This is a genomic window from Advenella alkanexedens (genome assembly GCF_019132845.1).
GTDB classification, from domain to species: domain Bacteria; phylum Pseudomonadota; class Gammaproteobacteria; order Burkholderiales; family Burkholderiaceae_B; genus Advenella; species Advenella alkanexedens.
Genome location: NZ_JAHSPR010000009.1, coordinates 73,217 through 87,379 on the forward strand (window position 1 = coordinate 73,217; position 14,163 = coordinate 87,379).

Consider the following 14,163-nt stretch of genomic DNA (forward strand, 5'->3'; position numbering starts at 1 on the left):
AATTGAATAAATTATTTTGCCAGTGATTTCAAAGCCATCCGGATACCTTCTGAAACGGTAATTTCAGCAGGCAAGGTTTTAAGCGCAGTTTGTGACTCCCGCTCGGAATATCCCAATGCGATCAGGGCATTGAGGATATCGGTTTGACTGTGGTTGACTGAATTTGTTTGTGTGGAGTGAGTATCTCCCAGTTTGCCGCGCAGTTCAAGCAAAAGGCGTTCGGCGGTTTTTTTACCGATGCCGGGAACCTTAAGTAGCAAGGCGGCATCCTGGTTGGCGATGGCGTTGGCCAGGTCGCTGACGCTCATCCCGGAAAGCAGGGCAAGGGCGGTACGCGATCCGATACCGCTGACCTTGATCAGGGCCCGGAATGTGCTTCTTTCTGCCGCATGCAGAAAGCCAAACAGGGTGTGGGCATCTTCCCGGACCGCCAAATGCGTGTACAGGGTGACTTTGGCACCCAATTCGGGTAAGTCGTACAGGGTACTCATGGGAACATCAATATCGTAACCGACCCCATTGACATCCAGACAGACAGTAGGCGGCAGTTTCTCTATAAGGGTTCCGGTAAGACGTCCGATCATAATATGTAATGCAATATAAAAAGAGGTTAACCAATCAGCCTGCCAGCCCGCATGCGCGATTGGTGGCTCAGCTGGCTTTTCTCGTGGGATTTGAGCTTTTGCAGCAGGGGATTGGCGTGGGCATGACAGATGGCACAGGCCAGGGCATCGGCCGAGTCGGATGAGGGCAAGCCATTCAGGGACAGCAAGTGTTGAACCATGAGTTGCACCTGCTCTTTTTTGGCGTGCCCGTTGCCCACAACGGCTTTCTTGATTTGCAGGGCCGTGTATTCGCTGACGTTCAGATTGCTGTCTGCCAGTGCGCACATGGCGGCACCGCGGGCCTGCCCCAGCAAAAGCGTGGATACCGGGTTGGTATTAACAAATACTTTTTCCAGCGCCGAGTCATCAGGCCGGTGCGTCTGGATCACTTCACGAATATTATCCAGAATGGCCTTGAGGCGCTGGTAAAGAGGCAGCTCGGTGGGCACCACGATGGTTCCGCTGGCCACATATTGAATGCGCATACCGCTGGCCTCAATCACACCGAAACCGGTGCGTCGAAGGCCAGGGTCAATACCAAGTATGCGCATTGCCAATTAGTGGCGGAAATGGCGTGTGCCGGTGAAGACCATGGCAATGCCGTGTTCATCGGCAGCGGCAATCACCTCATCGTCGCGGATGCTGCCACCCGGTTGAATGATGCAGTTGGCACCAGCGGCAACGATGACATCAAGGCCATCACGGAACGGGAAGAAAGCATCGGATGCAGCAGCGGAGTTTTCCAGGGAAAGACCGGCATTTTCAGCTTTGATGGAAGCAATGCGGGCAGAGTCGATACGGCTCATCTGGCCAGCACCTACACCCATAGTCATGCCGTTGGCACAAAACACGATGGCGTTTGACTTGACGAATTTGGCCACATTCCAGGCGAACAGAAGATCTTGCATTTGTTGTTCGGTGGGTTGTTTTTTGGTGACCACTTTCAGGGCGCTGGTATCCAGGTCAAAAGCATCGGGGTCCTGGACCAGCCAGCCACCGCCCACGCGTTTGATGTCAAAGTCGTTTTTGCCGTTGCCCATCGCCAGTTCAAGGACGCGCACGTTTTTCTTGGCGGCCAGCAGCTCCAGGGCTTCGGCGGTGTAAGAAGGCGCCAGCAGCACTTCCATGAATTGCTCGCTGATTGCTTGTGCGGTGGCCAGGTCAACCGTACGGTTGAAGGCAATAATGCCGCCAAATGCGGAAGTGGGGTCGGTCTTGAAGGCTTTCTGGTAGGCGGCAAGTGCAGATTCGGCCACGGCGACGCCACAAGGATTGGCGTGTTTGACAATCACGCAGGCGGGTGCCTCGAAGGTGCGGACACATTCCCAGGCAGCATCAGAATCGGCAATATTGTTATACGACAGTTCTTTGCCCTGTAACTGGCGATAGCGTCCCAGCAGGCCTTCGGGGGCATTGGGGTCTACGTAGAAGGCAGCGGACTGGTGCGGGTTTTCACCGTAACGCAGTTCCTGGTGCTGTTGAACCTGCACGGTTAACACGGATGGCCATTGCTTGCGGGCCGGTTCGGCGTTTTGTGCCGGAGCGGCATCGGCCAGGCTGGTTAAGTAGTTGGTAATGGCGCCGTCGTAAGCCGCAGTGTGGGCATATACCTTGCTGGCCAGTTTCAGGCGCAGGGCATAGGAGGTTTGGCCGTTTGCATCAATTTCCTGCAAGACCTGGCCGTAGTCGGCAGGGTCAATCACAACAGTCACGCCACCGGCTTCGGTACCGTGGTTTTTGGCAGCGGCACGCAGCATGGCAGGGCCGCCGATGTCGATGTTTTCAATCGCGTCGGCAAAACTGCAGCCAGGCTTGGCAATGGTTTCACGGAAAGGATACAGATTGACCACCAGCAGATCGATGGGGTCAATATTGTGTTCTTTCATGGTATCCAGATGGATTTCGTCATCACGACGGCCCAACAGGCCACCGTGAATTTTGGGGTGCAGGGTTTTGACCCGGCCATCCAGGATTTCAGGAGAACCCGTGTGCTCGGCAACTTCAGTAACGGCAAGACCGGCCTGTTTCAGCAGTGCGGCAGTGCCACCGGTGGAGAGCAATTTAATGCCACGTTGTGAAAGGGCTTGAGCAAATTCGACAATGCCGGTTTTGTCTGAAACCGAAAGTAAGGCAGTTGAAAGTTTCATGGTGATTAGATTAAGTGATGTGTGATAAGTTTTTTACGCAGGGTATTACGGGTAATGCCAAGCATTTCAGCCGCCTTGGATTGGTTGCTGTTGGCTTTTTGCATAACAACTTCAAGCAGGGGTTTTTCAACGCAGTTGTTAACCATTTCCCAAAGATTGCTCGGGTTGCTGTCACCGAGTTCCTTGAAATACAGCTCTAGGTTGGTACGGACACACTCTTGAAGATTTTGAGTATTATTCATGGCGTAACGGTATTAGTGGAATTATATTATTGGATATAAAAATACAAGGGTATTTTCAGTGGGCCGGGCTGGTTTCCGGTTGCTGCCCTTGGTGGATAATCAACTGATCAAACCATTGCTCTACAGCTGTGTATTGATCATGACTGTTGTCGATTCGGTTCATCCTGTCACAAAAAGCGTCTGCTTCAGGCAGTTTGCTGATGTACCAGGCGATATGCTTGCGGGCCGATCGAACCCCGGTGTATTCACCATAGAAGGTGTAATGATGATGCAGGTGTTCAAGCAGGACGGCTTTCATGTGCCCGTAACCGGGTTTTGGCAGTAATTGGCCTGTTTCAAGGAAATGATTGATTTCCCGGAAGATCCAGGGGTTTCCCTGTGCGGCACGGCCAATCATGATGGCATCTGCTTTGGTATAGTCTAGTACGTATTTTGCCTTGTAGGGATCGGTGATATCCCCATTTGCAATAACGGGAATGGAGATGTTGGCCTTGACCTGGGCAATGGTGTCGTACTCGGCCTGACCGGTGTATAAATCGCAGCGGGTACGGCCGTGTAGCGTTAAGGCGGCAATGCCCAGGTTTTCGGCAAGACGCGCCACACGCAAGGCGTTTTTGTTTTCCCGGTCCCAGCCGGTTCTGGTTTTAAGCGTAACCGGCACGTTGTACGGAGAGCAGGCCTTGACAACGCGTTCTATGATTTGGGCAATCAGCGGCTCATTGCGCAACAGCGCGGAGCCCGAGGCAACATTGCAGACTTTTTTGGCGGGACAGCCCATATTGATGTCGATGATGCGAGCGCCTTTTTCTATGTTGAAAACGGCGGCCTCAGCCATCATGTCAGGGGCTGCACCGGCAATCTGGACCGCGATGGGGTCTATTTCGCCTTCATGGTTAAGACGGCGCGAGGTTTTGACGCTGTTCCAGAGTTTAGGGTTGCTGGCGGCCATTTCAGAAACGGCATAACCCGCCCCCAACCGCTTGCAAAGCTGTCGGAAAGGACGATCGGTCACTCCCGCCATGGGGGCGACAAAAACAGGGTTGGGAAGGTGCCAGGGACCGATATGCATGCGTAGATTTTAACCAATTGGGCTGTCGCTGAGTAAAAAATGAGCGATTTTCCGGAAAATTCAGTTTCTGAAGCCCTGTAACAAATGCAGTGCCAGTGGTTGGCGCAGGGGCTTGATCAGGTCCATGCCCAGCAGGCTTAAGCCGCAGGCATGTTCGACCAGCGGGTTGCCGGTTGTGAAAATACGTGGCAGGAAGTCGGTCAGTTCACAGGTTATTCTGCGGTCAAGTTTGCGGCTGTTGGCAAAGTTGTCAAGGAAGGGGGCGGCATCCTGGTGGGTGTCAAGCATCCAGGGCTTAAGGCAGTGGACCAGGGTGGCTACATCGCGAAGACCCAGATTCAGGCCCTGTCCGGCAACCGGGTGAAGGGTTTGGGCCGCATTGCCAAGCGTGGCGATATGCCCGTTAACCGTATTTTTGCTGGCGCTTAAGTGAAGCGGGAAAACAGTGCGCTTTTCCAGTACGCTTAGTAAGCCCAGCCGCTCACCAAAATGCTGGGTCAGGGTTTGGGAGAACATGGCGTCGTCCAGTTCGGCCAATTCCTGCGCGCGCGCTGGCGAGGTACACCAAACAATGGATTGGGCATCCTTGTAAATGGGGTGCGGCAGAACAGCCAGGGGGCCTTCCCGGGTGAAGCGCTCCCAGGCCCATCCGGGTTTGGGGAATTGTGCACGTGCCGAGGTGATTAGCGCATGCTGGTTATATTCGCGGTGAATGCCTTTGGGTTTGATACCGTCACATTGGATCGCGATACGGGTACGCCAGGTTTTTTCGCCTTGCGTGACAATAACCGGGGCATTGCCGTTTTCCTGGGTGGCACTGGCCAGTTCACCACTAAGCATCGTAACCGGTAACTGCTGAAGCCGCTCTTGCAGTTTGCGATACAATTGCGCATAGGCAACCACGCTACCCAGCATGGGTACGTTAAAATCCTTGCTTGAAATGAGCGTGCGACCCAGGCGGTTTTTTTGTGAAACATGAACGGTTTCTATGGGCGCGCTGTGGTCGGGCCAAAGACGGTGCTTTTCAAGAAAAACCTGGCTGCCGTGATTGAGCGCCAGGACGCGGGTGTCTTTGGCGGGGTCATGCTGCTTGCTGATACCCTGGAAAAGGGCAATACGCAAAGAACCCTGACTGACCGAAGCCAGTGTACAGGCCAGCGCACAGCCGGCAGGACCGGCACCCAGGATCGCAATATCAAAATCAAATTCTTCCATGATGGCCATATTTTAGCGCTTCTTTTGAGCCGTTCGGCGACAATTTCATTTTTTTGCGCTTTTGGTGATTATCCCGAAAACGGGCCGGCAGCCATTACAATACGCTATCTGCATGATTATAATAGTTTAATTAATTTTTTTCGATCGGTGGTTTATGAATCTGGACCTGATGCATTGGCTGCAGCCATGGGAGTTTTCTCCCACCCTGGTCATCGCTTTTCTGGTGTGTGGTATTTTATTCATGCGCGGCACGGCCGTGCACAAAGTGACCCGTACCCGGCAATGGCTGTTCTGGATCGGGTTTTTCATGATTTACCTGTCTTTGCATACGCATATCGACTACTACGCCGAGCGTATGTTTTTCATTCACCGCATACAACATGTGGTGCTGCACCATTTGGGACCACTTATTGTCATGGCGGCTTATCCGGGTCAGGTCATGCGTGCTGGGCTGCCTTTGCGGACAAGAGTCTGGCTCAAGGATTTCCGTCAGACTTTTTCCGGCCGTTTCATTGAAGGTGTCCTGACCAATAAAATTTTTGTGCCGGTCCTGTTTATCATGTTGGTGTTGGTCTGGCTGGATCCCACGATACAGTTTTATTCCATGCTCGATTGGAAACTGTACCGGCTCATGAACTGGTCGGTCGTCATTAGCGGGTTTATGTACTGGAACCTGGTGCTTGACCGTCGCCCCTCCAATCCGCCGCTGCTGACGGCTAAAACCTGGCTGGGCCGTATGGGGCAGTGGTGTGTCAAAGGCGGTTCGCCTGCGGTCATGTCACCCGGAGCTCGGGTGCTTTCCCCCATTTTGACCATGTTGCCGCAAATGGTGGCAGGGGCTTATATTGCCTTTACCTCCGTTGATCTATACCCTCTGTTTGATCTTTGTGGCCGGGCTTTGCCCATGAGCGCCCTGCAAGATCAAAGTATTGGGGGACTGACCATGTGGATTCCGGCCGCTTTGGTAGAGTCTTTCGGTTTGCTGGTGGCCTTGGCCAATATGATGCGGCTGTCGGCCAAGGGGCGTTTGCGTACAACCTTCAGAGGCAGGGAAGTGGGGCGTCTGCCGGCCAGCGTGCATTAGCTGCCCTGACAGAAAAATTTCTCAAGCCGGTGAGTCAACCAGTTAAAGTTTGAGGGGAAGGCGCCGGTTGAAAAACCGGCATGGCCGCCTGTTTTAGGCAGATGCAGGGTGACAGAGGCAGAAATATCCCTGAGGCCGGGTAGCGAGTTCTCTGGGATGAATGGGTCGTTTCTGGCATTCAGGACCAGGGCAGGAATACGGATGTCTTTAAGAAATGGTTTGCTTGAACAGCGGGTCCAGTAGTCAAGCGCGCCCTTGAAACCATGTATCGGTGCCGTATAGGCATCATCAAATTCAAACAGGGTTTTGGCCTGCAGAATTTTCTGGATATTAATGTCGTTGGGAAATTGCCGGCTTTTTTCCCGGATTTTCTTTTTCATGGTTTGTAAAAAATGTGGCGTATACACGAAACGACCAAAAAAACCGGTTTCCAGCTGTTTTCCGGTTGCCAGCAGGTCCAGGGGCACAGATATGCCTGCCACGGCCTGAAGCCAGCTTAGGCTTTCCTGTTGTTCGCCGGTGTATTTCAGCAGTGCATTGCCACCCATGGAAATGCCGCAGGCATGCCAGCGCACATTGGGCAGGTGGTGGCGTACATGCTTGAAAATAGTGTGGATATCGGCAGAGTCACCAGAGAAGTAGGAGCGGGGCAGTTTGTTGGCTTCACCCGAACAGCCACGGAAATGGACAACCGCGACCACCCAGTTCTTTTGCCGGAAATAATGGCAAATGGCACGGGCATAATGGCTTTGGCTGCTGCCTTCCAGACCGTGAAACAGGACCAGGGCGGGAGGTGTGTCCGTCTGGCTGCCTGGGTTCGTGCCTTGTCCTTTCCGGTAGATTGTAGAGGTAGCGGGCATATTGTCAGCAGGGACAAGCGGATGCTGGCCGGGAATATTCCAGTCGATGTCAATGAAATCATTATCGGTGGTAATGATTCTTTCACGGGCATAGAAGATAGAGGGCCGGGGCACGAACCGGGATGCAAAAATGGTTTGCGACTGTCCGTCGGGTAACCATTTTGGCGACGGGCAGGCACTAAGATCCAGCTGGGTATTCAAGGGCGACGGGTAAGTAAAGGGTTAATGGAGCAGCATGCTGACTGTCGGATGCGTATCCTCAAGCACGGTATCTGGCGGGGCCAGGGAAGCATGGTGCAGGATCATGTGCCAGCCGTTACGGCTCTTTTGATAAATATTGGTGACATGGCAAAGCATTTCTTTTTGCCCCATTGAGGTAGCAAAGTAATGCCGTTCGAGAACGGTATGAATAACGATCATGCCATGATGGAAAATGACCGGTATTTTTGCTTCGATGCTAAGGGGGCCTTTTGAAAGAATTTCTTTCCAGGAAGTCTGGATGGCCTGTTGGCCAACCAGACGTTCACCATTGGGGTGGATGCAGACAATATCTTCGTCATCTGCCCAGGTTTGCATGAGTTTATCCAGGTCAGCTTCGCGAAGCGCCTCGTAAAAAGATTGCTCAACCTCGGCAGGGCTGGTAAAAACACTGCGTTTGATGGCGCCGGGTGTTTTAGTGCCCATGCACTTTTTCGCCTTCTTTCAGTTTGTAATGGGTGCCACAGTACGGGCAACTGACTTCACCGGTTTTGGTGACGTCAAGGAACACACGAGGGTGCAGGCTCCAACGGGGGGCGTTGGGGCCAGGGCAATGCAAGGGCAGATCTTGTGCAGTAACAATAACGGGGTCTTGTGTTGCTTGAGATGACATTTTTTTCCTTCTGGGCATGCGATAGCCGAAACATAAAATCTTTACAAATACAGGGCTTGGACGCAAATACTGCAAAACAGGCCTGTTTCTGGATGAAACCTGGTCTTATTTTAATGAAAACATCCTGGCTTTGCTAGAATTCGCTTTACGGTTAATAATTTCAATCATTGTACAAGGAAGTCGTTTTGTCTGTGCAGTTATCTATAGGCGTTAAATCGCTGCCTACCCGGCTTTCAATTAAAAAAATGGCCTGGTTAATGGGCAGCAGGCATATGGCGCCCAATCTGTTTGCCCTGTCTGTGTGGGGGTTTGTGTCAGGGGTTGCCATGGTGAATTATGGACTGGCTGCCTGGCAAGCTGTACTGATGTCTTTCCTGGTTTATGCCGGTTCACTGCAGCTGACGGTAGCACCGTTGATGGCCCTGAATGCGCCCTTGTGGGCGGTTTTTTTTGCCGCCATGGTTGTGAATTTGCGCTTTATTATCTTTGGTGCCAGTTTGTATCCTTATTTCAGGCATTTTTCTGTTTTGCGACGAATTGTGGTCGGGTATTTTCTAACCGATATCGGGTTTGTCCTGTTCATGAACCGGTTTCGCACGCAGCGGCCTGGACGGATAGGCATGTACTACGGTTATTTTATGTCGGCCTCCATCCTGTTATGGCTGGTTTGGCAGGTGTCAACCGTTCTGGGCATCTATGTTGGCAGTTATATCCCTGGTTCCTGGTCGCTTGAATATGCCGGTGTTTTTACTTTGTTGGCCATTGTTATTCCCATGGTCCGGACGCAACCCATGCTGGTTACGGTCCTGGCGGCAGGGACCGCCTCCTGGATGGGGCAACAGTTACCTTTCAGGCTTGGCCTGTTTGTGGCAATTATTGTGGGTGTGGTGGCAGGCGTGCTGGCTGAAAAATATGGCAAAAAGGACAGGAAAGCCAGAAAAGGCGGTGCAAAATGAGTGTTGAATACGTATTGAAGGCCACCGCCCTGATGGTGTTGTGTGCGTTTATCACCCGGGTGGGTTACTTGCTGATTGGCGGCTTTATTCCCTTGTCCGACAATGTAAAAAGCAGTTTGCGTTATGCGCCCGTTGCCGCACTGGTGGCTATTATCGTGCCCAGTCTGCTGCCTTGGGCACAAGGCGAAATGCCGCATATAGGGCCGGAGTTGTTTGCGGGTGTTGCTGCCGGACTGGCGTTTTTCCGCTTCCGCAGTATCCTGGTGTTGATTGCGGTCGGGATGGGAACTTTATGGTTGTTACGCTGGTTTTTTGGATAAATTCAGCCCGGACTTTCGTGAATCGGCTATTATGGGATGCCAGAGTAGTAAAATAAGCGGTTAATAGTTATTTTTTGCATTTTTTGCAAACACGGATATTTTATTTTATTGTTCAGGACCCAATGACGGATACCTCTAATGCCAATACTGAAAGTGCAAAGTCTTTCAGCGAATTTGGTCTTCACCCCGATCTCTTAAAGGCCATTTCAGCGAGTGGTTATACGGTCGCCACACCTATTCAGGCCCAGGCCATACCCGCTATTATCGATGGCCGTGATGTTATGGGGGCTGCCCAAACCGGAACCGGTAAAACCGCGGCCTTTACATTACCCCTGTTACATCGTTTAATGCCCTATGCCAGTCACAGTACTTCGCCTGCCAGGCATCCGGTGCGTGCACTTATTTTAGCCCCCACCCGCGAGTTGGCCGATCAGGTGGCTGACAGTGTCAAGCGTTACAGCGAAAGTTGCCCCTTGCGTGTGGCTGTGGTATTTGGAGGCGTGGATATTTCCGCCCAAAAAGAAGAGCTGCGCAAAGGATGTGAGCTGGTGATTGCCACGCCTGGCCGATTGCTGGATCACATAGAACAAAAAACCATCAATCTGTCCCAGGTGAATACCCTGGTTCTTGACGAGGCCGACAGGATGCTGGATATGGGCTTTTTGCCCGATCTTGAGCGCATTGTCAAATTGTTGCCAAAATCCCGCCAAAGTCTGCTTTTTTCTGCCACGTTTAGTGGTGAAATCAGGAAACTGGCGCGTTCATTCCTGAAATCGCCCATTGAAATCAATGTGGCGCCGCAAAATGCCACGGCCGAAAACGTGACCCAGATTGCCTACCCGGTATCCGGCAATAACAAGCAGGCCGCAGTCCTGTATTTGCTCAAATCACGCAGCCTCAGCCAGGTCATTATTTTTGTCAATACCAAAATTGGTGCCAGCCGTTTAACGCATGAACTGGTCAAGGAAGGCATTAAGGCAGAATCCATCCATGGTGACAAATCCCAGCTCGAGCGGATCAAGGCACTGGAGTCCTTCAAATCGGGTGAAACCACCGTACTGGTGGCGACCGACGTTGCGGCGCGTGGCCTTGATGTGGCCGGTTTGCCCTGTGTGATTAACGTTGATCTTCCCTTTAACCCTGAAGATTACGTGCACCGTATCGGACGTACGGGCAGGGCGGGGGCTTCCGGTGAGGCCATTGCCCTGTATACCGATCATGAGGAAAAGCTGCTTGAAGATATCGAAAAGCTTATCAAGATTAAAGTGCCTCGTGGCACTCTTAATATTCCTGAAGTATTCCAGCATCGTGGCCATGCCAGTACGAGTGGTGATTCGCGTGCACGTGGTAAAGGAGAGCGTTTTAAACGGACTTTTCCTGCATCAAGACCGGCGCCTATCGATGATTTTTTCTTCAAGCCTTACGAGCCTGCGGTCAAGGATCCGCATAAAGAAGCGCAACGGCTGCAACAGGAGCAAAAATGGATGGAGCACCATGCCGCGTCCAAACAGCCACAGTTGGCGGTCTTGTTAGGTGGGCGTCCTAAAAATATCAAGCCTGCTGAATCAGGTGACTGAACGCAGCGGGGCCATCTGGCTGAACAGGGCTATCGGGGCGGATGCTTTGCAATATTCGCTCCAGGTGGCTGATGTAAGGCAGCATGGTGCCAAAAAAATGATTCTTTCCTTCGATTTGGATCAAGAGCGTGGGAAAGTTCTCAATATCAATATCATCCAGCAATTCGGGCTCTTCTTCTATGTCCACCCAAACAAAAAGGTGTTGGGGAAAACGCTGGCTTAATGCTTCAAATGCCGTAAAGTATTCTTTGCATGTGCCGCACCACTGCGCGCAATAGCATGCGATGAGCCAGACATTGGGATTATGAAGTGTTTGTGTAATAGTGGAAGCGTGTTGACTTGGATTTTGAATGAACATAATCAATAATAGCCGGAAAAAGGCGAGCATGCATGAAAAACAACGCCAGCAAGGTGTCAGACGCTGTTTTTCCGCGGCCGATTGGCTTATCATCATAAAACAATAATTGTTTTTAAGTCAAAATTTATGTGCTTTCTTAATCAATCATTTATGCAGTAATTTGGTATTCGAGCCAAGCCGCTCAAAAGGTGAGAAATATGAGTAATAACTCGATAAGAAAAATAGGTCTGTTTATCATCGGTGATGAAATCCTGTCCGGACGTCGCCAAGACAAGCACTTGTCAACAGTGATTTCGATGCTGTCTCGAAGGGGCATGCAGTTGTCATGGGCCCGGTTTTTGCCCGATGATCTGGATACGCTTGTACAGGAATATAAACGCAGCTTTGCTTCGGGCGATATTGTGTTTTCTTGCGGTGGCATTGGGGCCACTCCCGATGACAAGACTCGGGATGCCGTTGCGTTGGCCTTGGGTGTTGAATTGGAGTTGCACCCCATCGCCGCCAAGCTGATTACCTCACGTTTTCAGGAGTTGGCCAAAGAAGGACGTGGCAGCATAGATATGGGTACGCCCGAAAACCAGCGCCGGCTGGCTATGGGGGTATTTCCCAAAGGGGCCGAAATCGTGCCCAACCCCTATAATAAAATTCCGGGTTTTTTCATTCAGGACCATACCTTTGTACCCGGTTTTCCTGAAATGGCCTGGCCCATGATCGAATGGACACTTGACCAACGGTATGCACAATATCATAACCTTCAGCGTGTAGAAGAACACTCCATTCTGGCATATTCATTGCCCGAGTCCCGTATCACACCGGCATTGGAGTTCATCGAAACCAACTGGCCGGGGGTCAAGACTTTCAGTTTGCCGACCGTGGCCAAAGATAATAATCCGCCCTTTGTTGACTTGGGCGTCAAAGGGCCGTCACCCGCTGTTCAAGAGGCTTTTTCCTATTTGAAAGGAGAAATTCTCAGGGCCGGAGGACGGTTCAGTCATTAATGTCCCTGTGGCCTTGCAAAGGCAAGGGATATAAGCATAAGAAGTGATGCTTGTCTGTATCAAGATAAGCATAGCTTCTTTCCACATGATGGGATAAAATATATTGCATTGCAACATTCAAAGTTATTGCCATGACTGCCAAGAGTTCAATCGTACCTCCGGTTAAACCTTCTTCTTCTGATATCACCATCCAGGTTCTGGAACGGGCCATGAAACTGCTTGATGTACTTGCCGAGCAGGATGAGCCTGTCTCCCTGAAAGAAATTGCCGCCTTGTCCAACTTGCACTCGTCAACCGCGCACCGTATTTTGAATGATCTTGCTGCCGGTCGCTATGTGGACAGGGTTAATAACGGCATGTACCAGCTTGGCATGCGTCTGTTAGAGCTGGGTTCCCTGGTTAAAGACAGGCTGAACGTGAGGGAAATCGCCCATGAACACATGCAGACGTTGCATCGTCTTACCGGGCAAACCATCAATTTATCCATTCAGCAGGGCGATGATATTGTTTATATAGACCGGGCCTGGAGTGAACGCTCTGGCATGCAGGTGGTTCGTGCTATTGGTGGTCGTGCACCTTTGCACCTGACGTCGGTTGGCAAGCTTTTTCTGGCAGCGGCCGAGCCCAGGACGGTACGCGCATATGCATTGCGAACCGGTCTTGGCGGTACGACCGGTAACAGCCTGACAGATCTTGATCGACTGGAAAAAGAGCTGGCTTTTGTGCGTCGTCATGGCTATGCCCGGGATAATGAAGAGCTGGAGTTGGGTGTTCGTTGTATTTCTGCCGGTATTTTTGATGATAGTGGAAAGTTGGTTGCAGGCCTGTCCATCTCTTCGCCTTCAGAGCGGATGCGTGATGAGTGGGTTGAGCTGTTAACGGATACCGCAGCCCGGATTTCGGCAGACCTGGGGTATGAGTGTCGCAGGGAAGAGCATAAAGCGGGCAGGTAGCCAGGACGGACTATGAAAGTAGCCTGTCATCAAGTCTTAATAAAAAATAATTATATTTCAAGAGGTTGGGTTCTTCGGTTTTTGTATTGTTTTTTTTGTGCATTGCACAATAAAAGACTTGACCAGCTTTTGAAAAGACGTATAATTTGAATTGTGCGGTGCAATATAAATAGGTTGGCGGTAATTTCCTGAAAATGATATTGCAACCGGCTGTTCAATTTATATCATATGGCAGCTTTTTACTTCACAAACTTATTTATTTCTATCAAGGACATACCATGAGCGCAATCCCACAACAAATTCTAGATCGTCAAAAATCAGCCATCAACACTTTCGTGGCCGTACAAGGTTCAATCTTTGGTGGTTTCGAAAAACTGGTCGACCTGAACATGAAAGTCATCAAGGCTTCTTTGGGTGAGGCTGCCGAGCAGTCTCAACAGGTTTCTGAATTGAAAGATCCACAGGAAGCGGTTGCTTTTGTATCTTCATTGGCCCAGCCCAATGCTGAAAAAGCGATTGCTTACACCAAAAATGTTTATGACATTCTTTCAAACGTTAGCAACGAGTTGATCAAACTGACAGAAACCCAGGTTGCAGAAGGCCAACAACAAATCGCTGAAACAATTGACCAATTGGCTAAAAATGCCCCTACAGGTTCAGAAAGCGCTGTTGCGTTGTTGAAATCCTCACTGGCAACTGCCAACACAGCTTATGATTCTTTGAACAAAGCTGCCAAACAGGCCGTTGAAGTTGCTGAAAGCAATCTGACAGCAGCAGCCAATGCCACGATCAAGGCTACCGAATCAGCCACAGCTGCTACGACAGCTGCTGCCAATAACGTTGCAAATGCTGCCAAAACAGCTCAGCGTTCTGGTGGTCGTAACTAATCTGCGTTAAGCAGTCAGTAA

17 protein-coding genes are annotated in these 14,163 nt (G+C 51.0%); 7 read left to right on the top strand and 10 right to left on the bottom strand.

What is annotated here, in order from left to right; genetic code table 11:
• Nucleotides 1-11: 11 nt before the first annotated feature.
• Genes ruvA through KU392_RS11650 form a run of 6 tightly spaced genes read right to left on the bottom strand, consistent with a single transcriptional unit; the run spans nt 12 to nt 5,287 of the window.
• Nucleotides 12-584 carry a Holliday junction branch migration protein RuvA gene (gene ruvA, locus KU392_RS11625; protein WP_217735391.1) on the bottom strand — a complete coding sequence of 191 codons (573 nt, stop codon included), beginning with the start codon at nt 582-584 and terminating at the stop codon, nt 12-14.
• A 26-nt stretch (nt 585-610) separates the two neighbouring features.
• A complete protein-coding gene (gene ruvC / locus KU392_RS11630; RefSeq protein ID WP_169295318.1) occupies nt 611-1,156 on the bottom strand; it encodes a crossover junction endodeoxyribonuclease RuvC in 546 nt (181 codons plus the stop codon).
• Between the two features lie 6 nt (nt 1,157-1,162).
• Entirely contained in the window at nt 1,163-2,752 is a 1,590-nt protein-coding gene (gene purH / locus KU392_RS11635) for a bifunctional phosphoribosylaminoimidazolecarboxamide formyltransferase/IMP cyclohydrolase (RefSeq protein WP_217735392.1), read from the bottom strand.
• A gap of 5 nt (nt 2,753-2,757) precedes the next feature.
• Nucleotides 2,758-2,994, bottom strand: a complete 237-nt coding sequence (locus tag KU392_RS11640; RefSeq protein ID WP_169295316.1) for a helix-turn-helix domain-containing protein — start codon at nt 2,992-2,994, stop codon at nt 2,758-2,760.
• 55 nt (nt 2,995-3,049) lie between these two features.
• The gene (gene dusB / locus KU392_RS11645; RefSeq protein ID WP_169295315.1) at nt 3,050-4,063 is read right to left on the bottom strand and encodes a tRNA dihydrouridine synthase DusB; all 1,014 of its coding nucleotides are present in this window, start codon (nt 4,061-4,063) and stop codon (nt 3,050-3,052) included.
• A 60-nt stretch (nt 4,064-4,123) separates the two neighbouring features.
• A complete protein-coding gene (locus KU392_RS11650) occupies nt 4,124-5,287 on the bottom strand; it encodes an FAD-dependent monooxygenase (RefSeq protein ID WP_425514659.1) in 1,164 nt (387 codons plus the stop codon).
• Between the two features lie 145 nt (nt 5,288-5,432).
• Here KU392_RS11650 and KU392_RS11655 point away from each other — a divergent pair, with 145 nt between their 5' ends.
• Nucleotides 5,433-6,362 (top strand): cytochrome c oxidase assembly protein, encoded by a 930-nt coding sequence (locus KU392_RS11655; protein WP_217735393.1) that lies wholly within the window; start codon nt 5,433-5,435, stop codon nt 6,360-6,362.
• Here KU392_RS11655 and KU392_RS11660 read toward each other — a convergent pair.
• From KU392_RS11660 to KU392_RS11670, 3 genes are read right to left on the bottom strand one after another with little or no spacing between them, the layout of a single operon-like run.
• Nucleotides 6,359-7,423 carry a YheT family hydrolase gene (locus tag KU392_RS11660; RefSeq protein ID WP_217735394.1) on the bottom strand — a complete coding sequence of 355 codons (1,065 nt, stop codon included), beginning with the start codon at nt 7,421-7,423 and terminating at the stop codon, nt 6,359-6,361. The genes KU392_RS11655 and KU392_RS11660 overlap by 4 nt on opposite strands.
• A 21-nt stretch (nt 7,424-7,444) precedes the next feature.
• Nucleotides 7,445-7,906, bottom strand: a complete 462-nt coding sequence (locus tag KU392_RS11665) for a YybH family protein (protein ID WP_169295313.1) — start codon at nt 7,904-7,906, stop codon at nt 7,445-7,447.
• Nucleotides 7,896-8,093 carry a zinc-finger domain-containing protein gene (locus tag KU392_RS11670; protein WP_169295312.1) on the bottom strand — a complete coding sequence of 66 codons (198 nt, stop codon included), beginning with the start codon at nt 8,091-8,093 and terminating at the stop codon, nt 7,896-7,898. Before KU392_RS11670 ends, KU392_RS11665 begins: the two co-directional genes overlap by 11 nt.
• A gap of 191 nt (nt 8,094-8,284) precedes the next feature.
• On the opposite strand from KU392_RS11670, the gene KU392_RS11675 reads away from it, so the two are divergent.
• The 3 genes from KU392_RS11675 (at nt 8,285) to KU392_RS11685 (ending at nt 10,946) form a co-directional block, all read left to right on the top strand.
• The gene (locus KU392_RS11675; protein ID WP_343212452.1) at nt 8,285-9,049 is read left to right on the top strand and encodes an AzlC family ABC transporter permease; all 765 of its coding nucleotides are present in this window, start codon (nt 8,285-8,287) and stop codon (nt 9,047-9,049) included.
• On the top strand, nt 9,046-9,369 hold the full coding sequence (locus tag KU392_RS11680) for an AzlD domain-containing protein (RefSeq protein WP_169295311.1): 324 nt from the start codon (nt 9,046-9,048) through the stop codon (nt 9,367-9,369). Before KU392_RS11675 ends, KU392_RS11680 begins: the two co-directional genes overlap by 4 nt.
• A 122-nt stretch (nt 9,370-9,491) precedes the next feature.
• A complete protein-coding gene (locus KU392_RS11685) occupies nt 9,492-10,946 on the top strand; it encodes a DEAD/DEAH box helicase (RefSeq protein WP_217735395.1) in 1,455 nt (484 codons plus the stop codon).
• Here the strand turns inward: KU392_RS11685 and KU392_RS11690 are convergent.
• The gene (locus tag KU392_RS11690; protein WP_169295309.1) at nt 10,921-11,304 is read right to left on the bottom strand and encodes a thioredoxin family protein; all 384 of its coding nucleotides are present in this window, start codon (nt 11,302-11,304) and stop codon (nt 10,921-10,923) included. The genes KU392_RS11685 and KU392_RS11690 overlap by 26 nt on opposite strands.
• A 197-nt stretch (nt 11,305-11,501) precedes the next feature.
• Here KU392_RS11690 and KU392_RS11695 point away from each other — a divergent pair, with 197 nt between their 5' ends.
• From KU392_RS11695 to phaP, 3 genes are all read left to right on the top strand, one after another.
• Nucleotides 11,502-12,302: a competence/damage-inducible protein A gene (locus KU392_RS11695; protein ID WP_169295308.1), complete on the top strand. Its 801-nt coding sequence runs from the start codon at nt 11,502-11,504 to the stop codon at nt 12,300-12,302.
• A 131-nt stretch (nt 12,303-12,433) separates the two neighbouring features.
• Nucleotides 12,434-13,255 carry an IclR family transcriptional regulator gene (locus tag KU392_RS11700; RefSeq protein ID WP_217735396.1) on the top strand — a complete coding sequence of 274 codons (822 nt, stop codon included), beginning with the start codon at nt 12,434-12,436 and terminating at the stop codon, nt 13,253-13,255.
• A 278-nt stretch (nt 13,256-13,533) separates the two neighbouring features.
• Nucleotides 13,534-14,142, top strand: a complete 609-nt coding sequence (gene phaP, locus KU392_RS11705) for a TIGR01841 family phasin (protein WP_169295379.1) — start codon at nt 13,534-13,536, stop codon at nt 14,140-14,142.
• The last annotated feature ends 21 nt before the right edge of the window (nt 14,143-14,163 follow it).

Bases quoted from the DNA above. Each gene is read 5' to 3' on its own strand.
- ruvA (WP_217735391.1), bottom strand. From the start codon at position 584: ATGATCGGACGTCTTACCGGAACCCTTATAGAGAAACTGCCGCCTACT.
- ruvC (WP_169295318.1), bottom strand. From the start codon at position 1,156: ATGCGCATACTTGGTATTGACCCTGGCCTTCGACGCACCGGTTTCGGT.
- purH (WP_217735392.1), bottom strand. From the start codon at position 2,752: ATGAAACTTTCAACTGCCTTACTTTCGGTTTCAGACAAAACCGGCATT.
- KU392_RS11640 (WP_169295316.1), bottom strand. From the start codon at position 2,994: ATGAATAATACTCAAAATCTTCAAGAGTGTGTCCGTACCAACCTAGAG.
- dusB (WP_169295315.1), bottom strand. From the start codon at position 4,063: ATGCATATCGGTCCCTGGCACCTTCCCAACCCTGTTTTTGTCGCCCCC.
- KU392_RS11650 (WP_425514659.1), bottom strand. From the start codon at position 5,287: ATGGCCATCATGGAAGAATTTGATTTTGATATTGCGATCCTGGGTGCC.
- KU392_RS11655 (WP_217735393.1), top strand. From the start codon at position 5,433: ATGAATCTGGACCTGATGCATTGGCTGCAGCCATGGGAGTTTTCTCCC.
- KU392_RS11665 (WP_169295313.1), bottom strand. From the start codon at position 7,906: ATGGGCACTAAAACACCCGGCGCCATCAAACGCAGTGTTTTTACCAGC.
- KU392_RS11670 (WP_169295312.1), bottom strand. From the start codon at position 8,093: ATGTCATCTCAAGCAACACAAGACCCCGTTATTGTTACTGCACAAGAT.
- KU392_RS11680 (WP_169295311.1), top strand. From the start codon at position 9,046: ATGAGTGTTGAATACGTATTGAAGGCCACCGCCCTGATGGTGTTGTGT.
- KU392_RS11685 (WP_217735395.1), top strand. From the start codon at position 9,492: ATGACGGATACCTCTAATGCCAATACTGAAAGTGCAAAGTCTTTCAGC.
- KU392_RS11690 (WP_169295309.1), bottom strand. From the start codon at position 11,304: ATGTTCATTCAAAATCCAAGTCAACACGCTTCCACTATTACACAAACA.
- KU392_RS11695 (WP_169295308.1), top strand. From the start codon at position 11,502: ATGAGTAATAACTCGATAAGAAAAATAGGTCTGTTTATCATCGGTGAT.
- KU392_RS11700 (WP_217735396.1), top strand. From the start codon at position 12,434: ATGACTGCCAAGAGTTCAATCGTACCTCCGGTTAAACCTTCTTCTTCT.
- phaP (WP_169295379.1), top strand. From the start codon at position 13,534: ATGAGCGCAATCCCACAACAAATTCTAGATCGTCAAAAATCAGCCATC.